Origin of the sequence: Azoarcus indigens, assembly GCF_004361735.1 — a bacterium.
In the GTDB taxonomy this organism is placed as follows: domain Bacteria; phylum Pseudomonadota; class Gammaproteobacteria; order Burkholderiales; family Rhodocyclaceae; genus Azoarcus; species Azoarcus indigens.
Genome location: NZ_SNVV01000005.1, coordinates 57,866 through 73,417, shown reverse-complemented (window position 1 = coordinate 73,417; position 15,552 = coordinate 57,866). Strand labels below are relative to the sequence as shown.

General features: G+C 70.8%; 18 protein-coding genes. 10 read left to right on the top strand and 8 right to left on the bottom strand.

Translation table 11 applies throughout. The features are described from left to right. Positions 1-16: 16 nt before the first annotated feature. The 4 genes from C7389_RS07535 to C7389_RS07520 are packed head-to-tail and all read right to left on the bottom strand — an operon-like array spanning position 17 to position 2,987. On the bottom strand, positions 17-361 hold the full coding sequence (locus C7389_RS07535; RefSeq protein WP_133589971.1) for a hypothetical protein: 345 nt from the start codon (positions 359-361) through the stop codon (positions 17-19). A gap of 54 nt (positions 362-415) precedes the next feature. After that, positions 416-859: a DUF411 domain-containing protein gene (locus C7389_RS07530; protein ID WP_133589969.1), complete on the bottom strand. Its 444-nt coding sequence runs from the start codon at positions 857-859 to the stop codon at positions 416-418. Then, positions 856-2,310, bottom strand: a complete 1,455-nt coding sequence (locus C7389_RS07525; RefSeq protein ID WP_133589967.1) for a heavy metal sensor histidine kinase — start codon at positions 2,308-2,310, stop codon at positions 856-858. Before C7389_RS07525 ends, C7389_RS07530 begins: the two co-directional genes overlap by 4 nt. Next, the gene (locus tag C7389_RS07520; protein ID WP_133590287.1) at positions 2,307-2,987 is read right to left on the bottom strand and encodes a heavy metal response regulator transcription factor; all 681 of its coding nucleotides are present in this window, start codon (positions 2,985-2,987) and stop codon (positions 2,307-2,309) included. Before C7389_RS07520 ends, C7389_RS07525 begins: the two co-directional genes overlap by 4 nt. Positions 2,988-3,146: 159 nt before the next feature. Between C7389_RS07520 and C7389_RS07515 the strand changes: the two genes are divergently transcribed. The 8 genes from C7389_RS07515 to C7389_RS07480 all read left to right on the top strand — a co-directional run bounded on the left by C7389_RS07515 (position 3,147) and on the right by C7389_RS07480 (position 10,173). Then, positions 3,147-3,464: a hypothetical protein gene (locus C7389_RS07515; protein WP_133589965.1), complete on the top strand. Its 318-nt coding sequence runs from the start codon at positions 3,147-3,149 to the stop codon at positions 3,462-3,464. Continuing rightward, positions 3,461-4,900: a TolC family protein gene (locus tag C7389_RS07510; RefSeq protein WP_133589963.1), complete on the top strand. Its 1,440-nt coding sequence runs from the start codon at positions 3,461-3,463 to the stop codon at positions 4,898-4,900. Before C7389_RS07515 ends, C7389_RS07510 begins: the two co-directional genes overlap by 4 nt. Positions 4,901-4,914: 14 nt before the next feature. After that, positions 4,915-6,324, top strand: coding sequence for a multicopper oxidase family protein (locus C7389_RS07505; protein WP_133589961.1), 1,410 nt, complete (start codon positions 4,915-4,917; stop codon positions 6,322-6,324). 69 nt (positions 6,325-6,393) lie between these two features. Then, the gene (locus C7389_RS25385; RefSeq protein ID WP_133589959.1) at positions 6,394-6,897 is read left to right on the top strand and encodes a cupredoxin domain-containing protein; all 504 of its coding nucleotides are present in this window, start codon (positions 6,394-6,396) and stop codon (positions 6,895-6,897) included. Between the two features lie 54 nt (positions 6,898-6,951). Further along, the gene (locus tag C7389_RS07495; protein ID WP_133589957.1) at positions 6,952-7,323 is read left to right on the top strand and encodes a copper-binding protein; all 372 of its coding nucleotides are present in this window, start codon (positions 6,952-6,954) and stop codon (positions 7,321-7,323) included. Positions 7,324-7,516: 193 nt separating this feature from the next. Next, a complete protein-coding gene (locus C7389_RS07490) occupies positions 7,517-8,239 on the top strand; it encodes a response regulator (RefSeq protein WP_133589955.1) in 723 nt (240 codons plus the stop codon). Continuing rightward, positions 8,239-9,354, top strand: a complete 1,116-nt coding sequence (locus C7389_RS07485; protein ID WP_133589953.1) for an ATP-binding protein — start codon at positions 8,239-8,241, stop codon at positions 9,352-9,354. Before C7389_RS07490 ends, C7389_RS07485 begins: the two co-directional genes overlap by 1 nt. Positions 9,355-9,477: 123 nt before the next feature. Continuing rightward, a complete protein-coding gene (locus tag C7389_RS07480) occupies positions 9,478-10,173 on the top strand; it encodes an EF-hand domain-containing protein (RefSeq protein ID WP_133589951.1) in 696 nt (231 codons plus the stop codon). A 75-nt stretch (positions 10,174-10,248) separates the two neighbouring features. Here C7389_RS07480 and C7389_RS07475 read toward each other — a convergent pair whose 3' ends face one another. After that, a complete protein-coding gene (locus C7389_RS07475; protein ID WP_133589949.1) occupies positions 10,249-11,169 on the bottom strand; it encodes a LysR family transcriptional regulator in 921 nt (306 codons plus the stop codon). A 136-nt stretch (positions 11,170-11,305) separates the two neighbouring features. On the opposite strand from C7389_RS07475, the gene C7389_RS07470 reads away from it, so the two are divergent. Then, positions 11,306-11,944: an NAD(P)-dependent oxidoreductase gene (locus C7389_RS07470; RefSeq protein ID WP_133589947.1), complete on the top strand. Its 639-nt coding sequence runs from the start codon at positions 11,306-11,308 to the stop codon at positions 11,942-11,944. A 45-nt stretch (positions 11,945-11,989) separates the two neighbouring features. On the opposite strand, the gene gcvA is transcribed toward C7389_RS07470, so the two are convergent. Further along, positions 11,990-12,964 (bottom strand): transcriptional regulator GcvA, encoded by a 975-nt coding sequence (gene gcvA / locus C7389_RS07465; RefSeq protein WP_133589945.1) that lies wholly within the window; start codon positions 12,962-12,964, stop codon positions 11,990-11,992. A gap of 115 nt (positions 12,965-13,079) precedes the next feature. On the opposite strand from gcvA, the gene C7389_RS07460 reads away from it, so the two are divergent. Then, positions 13,080-13,265, top strand: a complete 186-nt coding sequence (locus C7389_RS07460) for an RSP_7527 family protein (RefSeq protein WP_133589943.1) — start codon at positions 13,080-13,082, stop codon at positions 13,263-13,265. A 133-nt stretch (positions 13,266-13,398) separates the two neighbouring features. Here the strand turns inward: C7389_RS07460 and C7389_RS07455 are convergent, their stop codons facing one another. Then, a complete protein-coding gene (locus tag C7389_RS07455) occupies positions 13,399-14,439 on the bottom strand; it encodes an META domain-containing protein (protein WP_133589941.1) in 1,041 nt (346 codons plus the stop codon). Between the two features lie 92 nt (positions 14,440-14,531). After that, positions 14,532-15,422 carry an adenylate/guanylate cyclase domain-containing protein gene (locus C7389_RS07450; RefSeq protein ID WP_246034672.1) on the bottom strand — a complete coding sequence of 297 codons (891 nt, stop codon included), beginning with the start codon at positions 15,420-15,422 and terminating at the stop codon, positions 14,532-14,534. Positions 15,423-15,552 lie beyond the last annotated feature (130 nt).

Below are 15,552 nucleotides of genomic sequence, written 5' to 3'. Positions count from 1 at the left end.
GGGCGGGAAGCGGATATCAGCGTTGTCCGCAGGGTCTCCGCTCCCGTCCGCAGTGGTCGAAGTCGCCCAGCGGGCGGGCAAAGGTGTACTCGATGGGCTTGCCGACCAGCTCATGCGCGCTTTCCCCCACCGAGCCGCTGAGCAGGGTGAAGGGCAGCGAGATGACGAAGCCGGCGGTGCCGAGCACGCTGGCGACCAGGCCCACCGGGCGCACGATCACCAGGTCGGCCACCATGTCGCCGCCACGGTCGCCGGTCACGGTGTCGTCCTGCTGCGCAAGCGCCGGCGCCACCGCGGCTGCCGAGAGTAGGGCCGCGGCGCAGGTGTGCAGCAGCACGCGGCGGGGAGAGAGCGCAAACATAAAGGCCTCCTGTTCGACGATGAGTGCGTCAGTGGCGGACCCCGATGACGGAAATTAGTGCCGCGCGAACACCGCCTGCCTGCCGTCGCGGTCGAAGCTCACCACCTCGTAGCGATCCGCCGGGTACGGACCTTCCATGCCCGGCGAGCCCTGCGGCATGCCGGGGGCTGATATGCCCGCCACCGCCGGCTTCTCCGCCAGCAGGCGCTTCACATCCGCCGCCGGTACGTGGCCTTCGACCACGTAGCCGCCAACCTTTGCAGTGTGGCATGAAGCCAGCTTGGCGGGCAGGCCGGCGGTCTGCTTGATTTCCGCCATCTGGCTGCTCGCCACTTCCTTCACCTCGAAGCCGTTGGCGCGCATGTGCTCCGCCCACTTGCCGCAGCAGCCGCAGTTGGGGTCCTTGTACATGGTCACCGTTTCGGCGGCGAGGGCGGGAAGCGCAGTGCCGGCGCACAGCAGCACGGCAAGGGCACGGGAACGGAAAGCGGTTTTCATGGCGGGGCCTCGTCTGGGCTGATCACGGGATTGGGTGGGCGGCCGGCGGCGGAGTTCCCGACCGCTGGCAGCAGCAGGCGGAAGGTGCTGAGGCCGGCAGCGGATTCGACCTCCACCTCGCCGCCGTGGGCCTGGACGATGGAGCGGGTGATCGCCAGCCCCAGGCCGGCGCCCTCGCCGTGGCGCTCGCGCGCAGCACCGCCGCGGTGGAAGCGCTCGAACAGGCGCGGCAGCAATTCGGGCGGGATGGTGTCGCCGGCATTGCGCACTGCCAGCGCGACACGGCCGCCGGCCTCGGCGATGCCTATCTCCACCGTGCTGCCGCGTTCGGCGTGGCGCAGGGCGTTGGACAGCAGGTTGGACAGCGCGCGGCGCAGCATCAAGCGGTCGCCGGTGACGCGGCCGGCGCCCGCCACCGCGATGGCCACGCCCTGCTCCTCCGCCAACGCCTCGTAGAAGTCCGCCAGCGCCCGCGCCTCGTCGGCCAGTTCCACCGTTTCGGCCGGTCGCGGCAGCAGGCCGTTCTCCGCCTGGGCGAGGAAGAGCATGTCGCCCACCATGCGGGCGATGCGCTCGAACTCCTCCAGGTTGGAGGCCAGCACCTCGCGATAATCGTCGGCGCCGCGGCTGCGGCTGAGCGCCACCTGCGTCTCGGTCATCAGGTTGGAGATGGGCGTGCGCAGCTCGTGGGCGAGGTCGGCGGAGAACTCCGACAGCCGGCGGAAAGCCGCCTCGATGCGGTCCAGCATGCCGTTGAAGGCTTCCACCAGCGCCAGCACCTCGGCCGGCGCGTCGCGCTCGGACAGGCGCTCGCCCAGGCGCTGGGCCGACAAGCCGCGCGCGGTGGCGGTCACCCGGCCCAGCGGCGCCAGCCCCTTGCGCGCCGCCAGCCAGCCCAGCGCGCCGGCGCACAGCGCCGCCACCGAGATGCCGAACCACAGCCGCAGCCGGACCGCCTCCAGGAAATGCAGGTGATGGGAGATGTCCAGCCCGACCCGCGCCGTCACCGCCTGTGGCTGCGGCAGCGGCATGGTGAACACCGCCTCGCGGCCGATCAGGCGGTGGTCCGCGCTGCGCCAGCCGGTATCCGCGCCGTGCTGATGCGGCTGGGCGGCAAAACCTTCGGCGCGGGCGCTGTAGAACACCTGCCCGGCGGCATCCAGCAGCTCCACCGACACCGTGTCATGGCCCACCAGGGCATCATCCAGCCGCCGCGGCAGCGCCTCTCGCGCGGCCTCGGAATCCACCTGGCCGAGCAGGTGGCCGATCATCGCCAGCTTGGCCGAGAGGTCGTGGTCGTCCAGCTCGTCGAAGTGGTCCTCCACCGCCTTGCCCAGCACCAGGCCGACCACCAGCAGCAGGCTGGCGGCGAAGGCGGCGAACACCAGCGCCAGCCTCGCGGTGAGGGACAGCGGCCGGCGTGCCGCGCCCAGCAGGAGCGCACCGCTCATACGCCCTCCGGCGCCTCGAACACATAGCCCATGCCGCGCAGGGTGCGGATTAGCTTGGGCTCGAAGCCATCGTCTATTTTTACCCGCAGCCGGCGCACCGCCACCTCCACCACATTGGTGTCGCTGTCGAAGTTCATGTCCCACACCTGGGAGGCGATCAGCGAGCGCGGCAGCACCTCGCCCTGGCGCCGCATGAAGAGCTCCAGCAGGGCGAACTCCTTGGCGGTGAGTTCCACCCTGCGGCCGCCGCGCACCGCGCGCCGGCGCATCAGGTCCAGTTCCAGATCGGCGGCGCGCAGCACGTCGGTGGCCTGGACCTTGCCCCGGCGCAGCAGGGTGCGCACCCGGGCGAGCAGTTCGGCGAAGGCGAAGGGCTTCACCAGGTAGTCGTCGGCGCCCAGCTCCAGGCCCTTCACCCGGTCTTCGACCTGGTCGCGGGCGGTCAGGAAGAGCACCGGCAGATCGCGGCCGGCGGCGCGCACCGCGCGCAGGATGTCCCAGCCGCTGGCGCCGGGCAGCATCACGTCCAGGATCAGCAGGTCCCAGCTCTCGCTCAGCGCCGCATGGCGGCCGTCTATGCCGTCGCGCAGCAGGTCCACGACGAAGCCGGCCTCGGACAGGCCCTGCTTCAGGTAGTCGCCGGTCTTGGGTTCGTCCTCGACGATCAGGATCTTCACGCTTTCATCTCGCTTGCCCGGCAGCGGGCGGTTGGCGGCCATTCTGCCCCCGCCGCCGGCGGGGGCGACAAGATTACAAAGATGTAATCCCTGCGTCAGGATGCGGTTTGCCGGTGGCCGCCATCATCGCCCCATCTCCTTCCGCAAGGTCCGCCGCGCATGAAGTCCGCCCTTCTCCTGCCGCCGCTCGCCGCCCTGGCGCTGGCCCTGCCGGCAGCCGCCCAGCAGCACGACCACAGCCATGCGGGCTCGCCTGCCTCAGCCACCGCAACGACGCAGACCGGCGCCGCGCTGGAGAACTACCGCAGCTGGTCGGCCGACGCCCCGCTGCAGGACTGGCGCGCCGCCAACGACGAAGCCGGCCGCCTCGGCGGCCACGCCGGCCAGTTGGCTCCGGCCGACGACGCCACTGCGCCCGGCGCGCACGGCTCACACGGCAGCGGCCATGCCCACCACGACCACGAGGCCCGCCCATGACGCCCAAGCCGAGCCGCCGCACGCCGCGCGCCCTCGCCCTGGCCCTCGCCGCCGCCCTGCTCGCCAGCGGCTGCGCTTCGCTGACGCTGGACGACAACTTCGACGAAGCCGCAAGCTTCAGCCGCGAACACGGCGGCACCGAAGCCCGTTGGCTGCGCGGCGACGCCAGCCGCCACGACGCCGCCGCCGCGGTGGACCGCATGCTGACGCAGCCGCTGAGCGCGGACGACGCGGTGCGCATCGCTCTCGGCTACAGCCCGGCCTTCCAGGCCCTGCTGGCCGACAGTGCCGCCGCCTCGGCCGACGCCACCGCCGGCGCCCGCCTGCCCAACCCGGTGTTCGCCTTCGAGCGCCTGGTACGGCGCGAAGGCGGCGAGGCGGAGCTGGACATCGGCCGCAGCCTGTCCGTTTCCCTGCTCGACCTGGTGCTGCTGCCAACGCGGATGAAGCAGGCCGAATCCACCCAGCGCCGCCTGCGTGCCCAGCTCTCCGCCACCCTCGTCATGCAGGCGGCGGATGCCCGCCAGGCCTGGGTAAGAGCGGTGGCGGCGGAGCAGGCGCTGCGCTACCGCGAGCAGGTGGGCGAGGCCGCCGAGGCCGGTGCCGAACTCGCCCGCCGCATGCGCGCCACCGGCAGCTTCAGCTTGCTGCAGCAATCCCGCGAACAGGCTTTCCATGCCGAGGCGGTGGCGGAGACCACCCGCGCCCGCCAGCAGGCACTGGCTGCCCGCGAAGCCCTGGTGCGCCTGCTCGGCCTGCCGCCGGAACAGGCCGCCCGGCTGCGCCTGCCGGAGCGCCTGCCCGAGCTGCCGGCGCAGATCGCGAGCGAGCAGGAAAGCAGCCAGGCCGGACTGGACCAGCGCCTGGACCTGCGCATCCTGCGCGCCGACCTCGACCGCATCGCCCGCGACGCCGGCGTGAGCCGCGTCACCAGCATCGTCGATGGCCTCACCCTGGGCGGCGCGGTGAACGACGAAACCGGCAAGCCCACCCAGCGCGGCTACGAAGTCGAAGTGCCGCTGCCGCTGTTCGACTTCGGCGACGCCCGCCGCGCCGGCGCCGAGGCGCGCTACCTCGCCGCCCTCAACCGCAACGCCCAGGCCGCGGTGGCAGCCCATTCCCGCCTGCGCGAAAGCTACGCCGTCTACCGCAGCAACTGGCAGCTGGCGCGCCACTATCGCGACGAAGTGGTGCCGCTGCGCAAGCGGGTGTCGGAAGAAATGGCCTACGCCTACAACGGCATGCTGATCGGCGTGTTCGAGCTGCTCGCCGACGCCCGCAGCCAGGTGGCCGCCGTCGCCCAGGCCCTGGACGCCCAGCGCGACTTCTGGCTCGCCGACGCGGCGCTGCAGGCCGAGCGCCTGGGCGCGCCCACGCTGCTGCCGCAAACCGAAACCACCGCGGCGGCGCCGGCCGAAGCCGCCGCCGGCCACTGACACAGGACGCCCGCATGAGCAACGCCAGACGCCATTTCCTCGCCCGCGCCGGCCTCATCGGCGCCGCGGCCGCCTCCGCCGCCGTTGGCCGCGGTGCCCTCGCCGCCCTGCCCGAACCTGCCAGCCAGCAGGGCGCCGCCACCGCGCCGCCGCTGCGGCCGTCCACCGGCCGGCCCTACGACCCGGTGGTCACCCTCAACGGCTGGAGCGCGCCCTGGCGCATGAACGGCGGCGTGAAGGAGTTCCACCTCGTCGCCGAACCGGTGGAGCGCGAGATCGCCCCCGGCATGGTCGCCCGCCTGTGGGGCTACAACGGCCAGTCGCCCGGCCCCACCATCGAGGTGGTGGAGGGCGACAAGGTGCGCATCTTCGTCACCAACCGCCTGCCGGAACACACCACCGTGCATTGGCATGGCCAGCGCCTGCCCAACGGCATGGACGGCGTCGGCGGCCTCACCCAGCCGCAGATCCCGCCGGGCAAGACCTACGTCTACGAATTCACCGCCCGCCGCCCCGGCACCTTCATGTACCACCCGCACGCCGACGAAATGGTGCAGATGGCGATGGGCATGATGGGCCTGTGGATCACCCACCCCAAGGGCGGCAACCCCGACATCGCCCGGGTGGACCGCGACTTCTGCTTCCTCATCAACGCCTACGACATCGAGCCGGGCAGCTACGTCCCGCGGGTGAACACCATGACCGAGTTCAACCTGTGGACCTGGAACAGCCGCGCCTTCCCCGGCATCGACACCCTCAACGTGCAGCGCGGCGACCGGGTGCGCATCCGCATCGGCAACCTGACCATGACCAACCACCCCATCCACCTGCACGGCCACGAGTTCGAAGTCACCGGCACCGACGGCGGCGCCGTGCCCCGGGCCGCGCGCTGGCCGGAGGTGACCACCGACGTCGGCGTCGGCCAGATGCGGCAGATCGAGTTCATCGCCGACGAGGAGGGCGACTGGGCACTGCACTGCCACAAGTCCCACCACGTCATGAACGCCATGGGCCACGAGGTGCCGACCATGATCGGCGTGGATCACCGCGGCCTGGTGGAGAAGATCCAGAAGCTGGTGCCGGACTACATGGTGATGGGCGAGCGCGGCATGGCCGACATGGCCGAGATGGAAATGCCGCTGCCGGAGAACACCCTGCCGATGATGGCCGGTCGCGGCCCCTTTGGCGCGCTGGAGATGGGCGGCATGTTCTCGGTGCTGAAGGTGCGCCGCGACCAGAAGCCGGGCGACTACAGCGACCCCGGCTGGTACCGCCACCCGGAAGGCACCGTCGCCCGCGAATGGACCGGCGAGCCCGCCCCGGCGCCGCGCGCACCGGCCCAATCCGGCTCATCCACCGACGGCCGCAAGGTGGAAATGCAGGTACGCAAGCCGCAGGGCCACGGCAGCCACGAGGGCCACTGAGCCCACGCCCCAGGCCCGCAGGCCCGCAGGCCCGCGCAGATGCGCCGGTCCACCAGACAGGAACCCACCATGAAGCCACTGTTTTCCCACCCCGCCCTGCTGCTGGCCCTGGCCGCTGCGCTGGCGCCCGCCGCCGCCCTCGCCCACGGCGATGAAGACCACGCCGGCCACGGCGGCGCGGCCACCGCCGCCCAGCAAGCCTGGGGCATCGCCGGCGACGCCGTCGCGGTGAGCCGCGAGATCGCCATCGGCCTGCACGACAGCATGCGTTTCTCGCCGGAGCGGCTGGAAGTACGCGAAGGCGAAACCGTGCGCCTGAAGCTGACCAACGAGGGCAAGGTGATGCACGAGCTGGTGCTGGGCACCGAGCCCAGCCTGCGCGAGCACGCCGCCGCCATGCGGCAGAACCCCGCCATGGCGCATGCCGACGCCCACGCGGTGCATCTCGCCCCGGGCGACCAGGGCGAGCTGGTGTGGACCTTCAACCGCCCCGGCCTCTACACCTACGCCTGCCTGCTGCCCGGCCACTTCGAAGCCGGCATGAGCGGCACGGTGGAAGTAGTGCCGCGCTGAGCGCGGCCGGCTCGCCCCTTCAAAACCAAACAGACACCCGCCCCAGGAGAAACCATGGCCCGCACCGCTTCCCTTGCCGCACTCGCCACCCTTGCCCTGCTCGCCTTCCCCGCCCTCGCCCAGCATGACGACCACGGCGGCCACGGCGCCATGCACGACCACGGCGCGGCTCAGCCGCCCGCTGCGGCCGGCGAAGCAGGCGAGCCCCTCAGCGAAGGCACCGTGCGCCGCATCGACAAGAGCGCCGGCAAGATCACCATCGCCCACGGCCCGCTCGCCAACCTCGGCATGCCGGCGATGACCATGGTGTTCACCGCCGCCGACCCCGCCCTGCTGGAGCGCGCCGCCGTCGGCGCCAGGGTGAAGTTCCGCGCCGACAGGGTGGACGGCGCTTTCATCGTCACCGAGATACAGCCGGCCGAGTAAATTCAGGTAAACCTTGCTCGGGCGGCCGCGAGCGCCACCCCCGCGCACGCCGCGCCCCTCCTGGCGCCCGGGCTTTCGCCATGTATGGCGATTTGTATCAAGCCTAATACAAGGCACAAAGCCGCCAACACAGCCCGCCGCCGCCGCACCACAATCCGCTCCCTGAGCAGCAGCGCACCGCGCAGGAGCCCGCTTGAACACCCCCCATCGCATCCTCATCGTCGACGACGACCCGCAGATCCGCCGCCTCCTGAGCGACTACCTCAGCGGCTTCGGCTTCGACACCGCGGAAGCGGCCGACGGCGCGGCCATGCAGGCCAGCATGGCGGCACGCCCGCCCGACCTCGTCATCCTCGACCTCATGCTGCCGGGCGAGGACGGCCTCGCCCTGTGCCGCAAGCTGCGCGCCAGCAGCGACATCGCCATCGTGATGCTCACCGCCCGCGGCGAGATCACCGACCGCATCGTCGGCCTGGAACTGGGCGCGGACGACTACGTGGTCAAACCCTTCGACCCGCGCGAGCTGGTCGCCCGCATCCACACCATCCTGCGCCGCGCCAACGGCAAGTCGCCGCACGCCGCCGGGCAGGACCCCCAGAGCGGCGACATCCGCTTCGACGGCTGGCGCCTCAACCCGCTGACCCGGCTGCTGACCTCGCCCGACAAGCTGGCGGTGCCCCTGTCCAACGCCGAGTTCCGCCTGCTGTGGGCCTTCATCCAGCGCCCGCGCTGCGTGCTCAACCGCGATCAGCTGATGGACGCCGCCCGCGGCAAGGCCGCCGAAGCCTTCGACCGCAGCATCGACCTGCTGGTCTCCCGCCTGCGCCAGAAGCTGCGTGAAGACCCGCGCCTGCCGCGCCTGCTCAAGACCATACGCGGCGAGGGCTACCTGTTCGACGCCGAGGTGACGCGCTGATGCGGCGGCTGCTGCCGGACTCGGTGTTCGGCCGCCTGTTCGGGCTCGTCACCCTGGCGCTGGTCGCCAGCCACCTGATCGCCGCCGCGCTGCTGGTCTTCATCGCCCCGCCCGCCTTCCGCGGCCCGCCGCCGCGCTTCGAAGGCAGCGACATGCGCCCGCCGGAAGCGCGCCAGGACGGCCAGCCGCCCGGCCCGCGCGGCGGCGATGGCGCCGAACCCCGCCCCTTCGACCCGGACGGGCCGCCGCGCGCCCTCCCCGGCGCGCCGCTGGGCCTGTGGGTGGGGCTCACCATCCAGTTCATCGCCGTCACCCTGGCCGCCGGCATCGGCGCACGCATGATCGCCCGCCCCATCCAGCAGCTGGCCAACGCCGCCGCCCGCCTCGGCGACAACCTCAACAGCCCGCCGGTGGCCGAACAAGGCCCGGAGGAGGCGCGGCAGGCGGCGCGGGTGTTCAACCACATGCAGAACCGCATCCGCGCCCAGCTGGAAGAACGCGAGCGCTTCCTCGCCGCCGTTTCCCACGACCTGCGCACGCCGCTCACCCGCATGAAGCTGCGCATCGAAGCGCCGGTGGACGAAGAAAACCGCGGCCGCCTGCGCGAGGACATCGCCGAGATGGCCGCGATGCTGGACGCCACCCTGGGTTATCTGCGCGGCGAAGCCCACAGCGAGCCCTGGCAGCTGCTGGACGTGCAGGCGCTGGCCGACTCGGTGGCGGAAGACGCCCGCGAGCATGGCGCCGAAGTGGAGGTGCGCGGCACCGCGCGGCCGATACAAGGCCAGCCGACCGCACTACGCCGCTGCCTGGACAATCTGGTGGACAACGCGGTGCGCTATGGCCAGCGCGCCACCATCGTGCTGGACGACCAGCCCACGCAGCTCGTCGTCGAGGTGCGCGACCAGGGGCCCGGCATCCCGGAGAACCGCATCGCCCAGGTCATGGAGCCCTTCGTGCGGCTGGAAGGCTCGCGCAATCGCAACTCCGGCGGCGTCGGCCTGGGCTTGTCCATCGCCCGCGATGCGGCGCGGCGCAATGGCGGCGAGCTGGTGCTGCGCAACGCCGCGGAAGGCGGCCTCATCGCCCGCCTGGCACTCCCCCGCCAAAGCTGAAAAACCTGTGTATCCAGCACGATACCAAGCGGACAAACCCTGACACGGCAGTGGGCCTAAAGTGCGCGCGTATCGTCCGCCGCTGTCTCCGACGGGCGCCCACCACCGTTCAGGAGCACCATCATGACCTCGATCAGCAGCGCCAGTAGCTACGGCTACACCGCCTGGGGCAGCTCATCCTCGAGCAGCCGGGCTTCCAAGATGGCCGAGAACCTCTTCTCGGCACTGGACACCGACGGCCAGGGCTACATCGAACAGAGCGACCTGGAGTCCGCCATCGCCAGCCTGGGCACCGAGGGTGCCAGCGCCGAAGACCTGTTCAACGCTATGGACAGCGACGCCGACGGCAAGGTGACGCAGGACGAGATGAGCGCCACGCTGGAGAAACTGAGCCAGCAGCTGGACGGCGAATTCAACCGCATGCGCATGGAACAGGGCGGCATGCCGCCCCCGCCGCCGCCCCAGGGCTCCGGCGAGGAAGACACCGGCTTCACCCAGGACGAGCTGAGCGCGATGGCGAGCGAGGCCAGCGACAGCGCCGCCAGCAGCCTGTTCAGCACGCTGGCCACCAACTTCGAAGCGGCGGACGCCAACGGCGATGGCCGTGTCACCGCCTCGGAAGCCGCCGCCTACCGAGAATCCACCGGCAGCAGCACCAGCCAGAGCGCCAGCGCGGCCGCCACCGGCACCAGCACCAGCGGCAGCAGCAGCGACGGCCAGCTGTTCGCCCGCCTGCTGCAACTCGCGTCTTCCTATGGAACCATGGGCGCCAACGCGACGGACAAGCTGATCGGCTCCAGCATCACCGTCAGCGCCTGATGCCGCGCCCGGCTGCCTTGCCCTGCCGGCGGCGGGGCGGGCAGCCGCAGCGTCCGTGCAGCGGCGCCGTGCGCTTCAGCCGGCCGCCCCCAGCCAGTTGCGATAGAACTCGATGAAGGCCCGCACCCGCGCGGGCACATGGCGGCCCGGCGGCAGCACGGCATGGATGCCGCCGCGCTTCAGTTGCCAGCCCTCCAGCACCCGCTGCAATCTGCCGGCCGCCAGCTCCGGCATCGCCGAGCTTTCGTCCAGCACTGAGATGCCGGCGCCCTCCACCAGCAGCGCCCGCAGGGCCGCCGGGGAATCCACCTTCAAGCGGGCGCTCACCTGTACTGTCTCCTGCACCGTCTCCGGCTCCCCGCCCCGCTGCTCCAGCGTCCAGGTCAGCGGCGTTGGCAGCAGGGTCAACGCGATCCACTCATGCTCCGCCAGATCCATCGGTTGCATCGGCATGCCCTTGCGCCGCAGGTAGGCCGGCGCGGCGACGATGTACTGGTCGAAGGCGCGCAAGTAGAGCGCGCGCTGGGACGAATCCCGCAGCCAGCCCAGGCGGATGGAGAGGTCTATGCCCTCTTTCACCATGTCCACCACCTTGTCGCTGCTGCGGATTTCCACCTGTACGCCCGGATGCTGGGCAACAAAACGGGCCACCGCCGGCGCCAGCGACTGGGCGGCGTGGTCCACCGAGGTGGAGATGCGCAGCAGCCCGGCCAGTTCCGCCTCGCCGGCGGCAATCCGGTCCACCGCCTCCCGCAGTCGATCCAGCAGTGGCCCGCACTCCTCGAACAGGGACTGGCCGGCGGCGGTAAGCGCCACCTGCCGGGTGGTGCGGGTGAACAATGCGGTGCCCAGCCGCGCCTCCAGCCGCCGCACCTGCAGGCTCAACTGGCCCTTGGTCATGCCCAGGCGCAGCGCGGCCGCGGTGAAGCCGCCGGCCTCGGCCACGGCGGCGAAGATCTGCAAGGCGTTCAGGTCCAGCGTGGTGGGCTTGTTCATGAGAGGGCTCCGGCCGGGTTTGTTCTTGAATGAATAACAATCCATTATCCATTTACGCGTTTATCGCCTCAATTCCGAAGCGCATGATCTCCCCACCAACGCCGAACGGCGTCCCAACCTCAGTGGAGAGAATCAAATGAAAGTCGCACTCATCGGCGCTTCCGGCTACATCGGCTCCGGCCTGCGCGAAGAGCTGCTCGCCCGCGGCCACCAGGTCACTGCGCTGGTCGGCCACCCGGAGAAACTGCCCGCCCAGCCCGGCCTTAGCGCCCAGGCGGTGGACGTACAGGATGCCGCCGCCCTCGCCGGCGTGCTCGCTGGCCATGACGCGGTGCTCAGCGCCTTCAGCGGCCATGCCCAGGCCGACGTCTATGGCTACTACGTCGCTGGCATGCGCAACATCATCGATGCCACCCGCAAGGCCGGCGTGCCGCGTCTGCTGGTGGTCGGCGGCGCCGGCAGCCTGGAAGTGGCGCCGGGCGTGCAACTGCTGGATACGCCGGCATTCCCGGCGCAGTGGAAGGGCACCGCGGAAGGCGCGCGGGCGGCGCTGAAGCTGCTGCAGGAAGAGCAGACCCTGGACTGGACCATGCTGTCGCCGGCAGCAGACATTTTCCCCGGCGAGCGCACCGGCCATTTCCGCCTGGGCGGCGACAGCCTGCTGACCGACGCCGAAGGCAAGAGCCGCGTGTCGGTGGCGGACTACGCCATCGCCTTCGTCGACGAACTGGAGCGCCCCGCCCACGGCCGCCGCCGCTTCAGCGTGGCCTACTGAGGCGGAATGAAGCCGCGCGGCGGAAGCCCGGCCAGTTCGCCGCCGCTAAAAGCCGGCGCCCTCCATGGCGATGGCGTCGGCATGTACCTCGTTCAGCAGCCACTCGCGGAACACCTTCACCGCCGGCAGTTCGGCGGCGGAATGCTGCATCACCAGGTGGTAGCCGGCCGAGCTCGCCAGCGCCACATCGAAAGGCGCCACCAGGCGGCCGTCCGCCAGCTCGGCCGACACCATGGGCTTGGGTACCAGCGCCACGCCCAGGCCATCCATCGCGGCGGCGATCGCCAGCGCCGGGTCGGTGAAGTGCAGGCCGCCGCGGGTACCGATGCCCTCCTCCAGCCCCGCCGCCTTCAACCATTCCGCCCAGGACGGACGCTCACGCAGGTCGAGAATGGTGTCGTCATGGATGAGGTTGTGGAAGCGCAGGTCGGCCGCTTCCTTGAGCGGCGTGCGGGCGTGCAGCAGGCGCGGGCTGCACACCGGCGTGTAGCCGGGGCGGAACAGCAACTCGGTGCGGAAACCGGGATAGCGGCCGGCGCCGAAACGTATCCACAGCTGCGGCCGCTCGCCGCGCAAGTCTTCCCCCGGGCCATCGCGGCCGGCAGAGCCGTCGATGGCGCGCAGCGCGCTCGCCAGGTGGAGTTCGACCGCCGGATGATCCGCATAGAAACGGTGCAGCCGTGGCACCAGCCAGCGCGAGGCGAAGGACGGCGGCGCAATCACGTCCAGCCGGCCACCGGGCGTGCCGGCCATCTCCCTCACCTTTTCCACCCCGGCAGCGAAGCAGTCCAGCCCAGCGGTGATCTTGGGCAGCATCGCCTCGCCTTCCGGCGTCAGTTCCAGGGCCCGCGTCAGCCGGCGGAACAGGGGCACGCCCAGCGCTTCTTCCAGGCCTCGGATCTGGTGGCTGATCGCGGTAGGCGTCACCGAGAGCTCTTCGGCGGCATGCTTGAAGCTCAGGTGTCGGGCGGCAGCCTCGAAAGCGCGCAGCGCATTCAGTGGGGGGAGGCGGTAGGCCATGAATGAATTTTTCTCTTTCGTCGCGTGATAAAACGTCGTTTGTTGCGACGCAACAATACTCCTACATTAGCACCGTACCCCCACGACGGGCCAGCCGATTCAAGGAGCATCAAAAATGCGCAAAGACGACTTCAACGCCAACGACCTCACCGCCCTCATCATGGAAGCCCGCGGCCTGCGTGCCGAAGCGACCGGCGACATGATCAGCGCCGGCTGGAATGCACTCAAGCGCGCGGTTCGCAACGCGCTGCACAAGGACACCAACACCGCGCTGGCTCAGCAAAAGCTGGCAGCTCGCTGAGCAGCAACCGTTTCAAGGCGGCTTCGTCCGCCGGCTTCGCCCACAAGGCGTAGAAAAAAGGCCCGCGTATCCCGCGGGCCTTTTGCTTTCCTGGCACTCGCCGGCGGTGGGCGTTCCCGCCCGCCTGCGAAGCTCAGTTTCTCTCTTCCGCCACCGCCATGAAGCGGCCCGCCAAGCGGTCGCCCTCGTCGTAGAGGTCCAGCATGCCGCCGGCGACACGCCAGCTGCGGGCGGCAGCCAGCGCAGCCATCATGCTCTTCTCCACTTCCATGCCCTGGGCGCAGGCCATGCGGGTGGTGAAGCCGGACTCGATGCGCAGTGAACGCCCCTCGGTGATGTAACGCGCCACCAGGCGGTTGCAGCCGGTGGCGCCGATGACGCGGCCGGTGGGGTCGAAGACCACGTGCGGCTCCTGTGTCAGCCCTTCCTGCACCGGCGTATCGCCCAGGCGGGTCAGCTTCCAGTGGGTGCCGGCCAGCGGCGCGTTCGCCAGCGGCGGCAGGCAGCTGACGCCGGGGCGGAAGCTGTCGAAGGCCTCGACCACCAGCGTGGGCACCGCCGCGCCGCCGTTGGCCGCCGGGCGCGGCTCGATGCGGCCACGCAGTTGGGTCATCAGCGCCACGTCCTCAGGGCCTTTGGCCCTGGCGTAAGCCTGCTCCAGTGCCGCATAGCCTTCGGCGCCGGCCACCGGCAGCGGCTGGCCGATGCCGCATTCCTGGAAAGTGGCCGGCCCCTTGCCGCGGTGGAACAGGCCGGTGAGCGTCAACCGCGGCACCAGCGGCGGCAGGGCGTCGTCGCGGCGCAGGTGATAGTCCAGGCTGGAGACGATGGGCTGAGCCTCGCGGTCCAGTTGCACCAGGGTGCGATCGTCCTCCACTGCGAAGTAGAGCGGCTGCTCGTGGCCGCCGCGCAGCACCAGCGTGCGTTCGTCCGAGGCCATGATCCAGCGGCCGATGTGATCGCGACCGGCCTCCTCGCGGTCGCGGTAGCGCTCGCGCAGCGCGTAGCTGCCGTCGGCGGCGATATCCAGCTGTACCTCGATGCCGGGGCAGTCGGCGCAGGGCAGCACCGCGGCGTAGTGGCCGGGCGCCGGGCCGGCGGCGAGCGCCTGGCCGGCGAGCAGGGCGAGGGTGGAGGCGATAGCCTGGGGCAGGAAGCGGCAGGCTCGGCTCATGCGGGTTCTCCTTGTCTGGCGTGGCACGGGGGACCACGGGAAACGATGCCCAGCCGCGGTGGCTTTCCCCGCGGCGGTGGCATGAAGCGGGATCAAACGTCGTTGATGACCTGGAAAGTCAGCGTGGGGGCGGTGAAGTCGTCCGGCGTCGCGCCCAGGCCGATTTCGCCCTGGCCATGCAGCACGCAGCTGTCACGCTTGAGCATGACCGCGGTGGGCGAGGCCGGGAAGCGCACCCAGGTGCCGTTGCTGCTGAAGTCGGTCAGCACGCACTGGCCGCCGCTCCACTCGATGCGGGCGTGGCGGCGCGACACCCGTGGATCGTTGACGATGAAGCCGGCGCCCTCGCCACGCCCCAGCACCAGCGGGCCATCCGGCGGGGCGAGTTCCAGGTGCTGGTCGAGGCGGTCCAGGTCCAGCCGCTGCATGGAACGCAGCTGGCTCTGGGCTTCCAGCAACTCGATCGGGATGGTGAGCGTGCTCTCGGCGGTGCGCGCCCAATCGATGCGCCAGACGCGGATGGGCGCCGCCTTGCCCTTGACCTTGATGCGGTCCAGGCTGTGGCAGGCGATGCGGCGGAACTCGGGCAGGCGATTGAAGGCGGATTCGCCGATCAGGATCTCGTTGGCCTCGGCCCGGTCGGACAAGCGGGCGGCCACGTTCACCGCGTCGCCGTAGCTGTCGCCGTCGTGCTCGACGATGGAGCCATATTCGATGCCGACCTTGAAGCCCAGCGGCGCGGAGCGGAGTTCGCCGAAATTGAGGTCGCGCAGCACGTCCTGCACCCGGGCACAGGCGTCCACCGCCGCAACCGTGTCGTCGAAAAGGACCAGCACGCCGTCGCCGAGATACTTGACCACGCGCCCGCCTGAACGCGCCAGGTGAGAACCCACGGCCTGCGTACAGCGGGTGACCACGTGGGTGGCAGCGACGTTGCCAGCCGACTCGAACAGACCGGTACTGCCGGTCAGGTCGGCGAACACGACGGTCCTACCCGATTGCTCCACGCATCTCCTCGTCCGCTAGGTTGCTCGAATGGGCCGGACGGCCCGGCGGCCGGCCTGAACGGCACAGCGCGCACTACTGGGGCCTGATGCTAACACCGTCCCCGGC

Coding starts and splice junctions, on each gene's coding strand:
- C7389_RS07525 (WP_133589967.1), bottom strand. CDS start 2,310: ATGAGCGGTGCGCTCCTGCTGGGCGCGGCACGCCGGCCGCTGTCCCTC.
- gcvA (WP_133589945.1), bottom strand. CDS start 12,964: ATGGCCTACCGCCTCCCCCCACTGAATGCGCTGCGCGCTTTCGAGGCT.
- C7389_RS07480 (WP_133589951.1), top strand. CDS start 9,478: ATGACCTCGATCAGCAGCGCCAGTAGCTACGGCTACACCGCCTGGGGC.
- C7389_RS07495 (WP_133589957.1), top strand. CDS start 6,952: ATGGCCCGCACCGCTTCCCTTGCCGCACTCGCCACCCTTGCCCTGCTC.
- C7389_RS07510 (WP_133589963.1), top strand. CDS start 3,461: ATGACGCCCAAGCCGAGCCGCCGCACGCCGCGCGCCCTCGCCCTGGCC.
- C7389_RS07460 (WP_133589943.1), top strand. CDS start 13,080: ATGCGCAAAGACGACTTCAACGCCAACGACCTCACCGCCCTCATCATG.
- C7389_RS25385 (WP_133589959.1), top strand. CDS start 6,394: ATGAAGCCACTGTTTTCCCACCCCGCCCTGCTGCTGGCCCTGGCCGCT.
- C7389_RS07470 (WP_133589947.1), top strand. CDS start 11,306: ATGAAAGTCGCACTCATCGGCGCTTCCGGCTACATCGGCTCCGGCCTG.
- C7389_RS07485 (WP_133589953.1), top strand. CDS start 8,239: ATGCGGCGGCTGCTGCCGGACTCGGTGTTCGGCCGCCTGTTCGGGCTC.
- C7389_RS07530 (WP_133589969.1), bottom strand. CDS start 859: ATGAAAACCGCTTTCCGTTCCCGTGCCCTTGCCGTGCTGCTGTGCGCC.
- C7389_RS07455 (WP_133589941.1), bottom strand. CDS start 14,439: ATGAGCCGAGCCTGCCGCTTCCTGCCCCAGGCTATCGCCTCCACCCTC.
- C7389_RS07475 (WP_133589949.1), bottom strand. CDS start 11,169: ATGAACAAGCCCACCACGCTGGACCTGAACGCCTTGCAGATCTTCGCC.
- C7389_RS07535 (WP_133589971.1), bottom strand. CDS start 361: ATGTTTGCGCTCTCTCCCCGCCGCGTGCTGCTGCACACCTGCGCCGCG.
- C7389_RS07515 (WP_133589965.1), top strand. CDS start 3,147: ATGAAGTCCGCCCTTCTCCTGCCGCCGCTCGCCGCCCTGGCGCTGGCC.
- C7389_RS07505 (WP_133589961.1), top strand. CDS start 4,915: ATGAGCAACGCCAGACGCCATTTCCTCGCCCGCGCCGGCCTCATCGGC.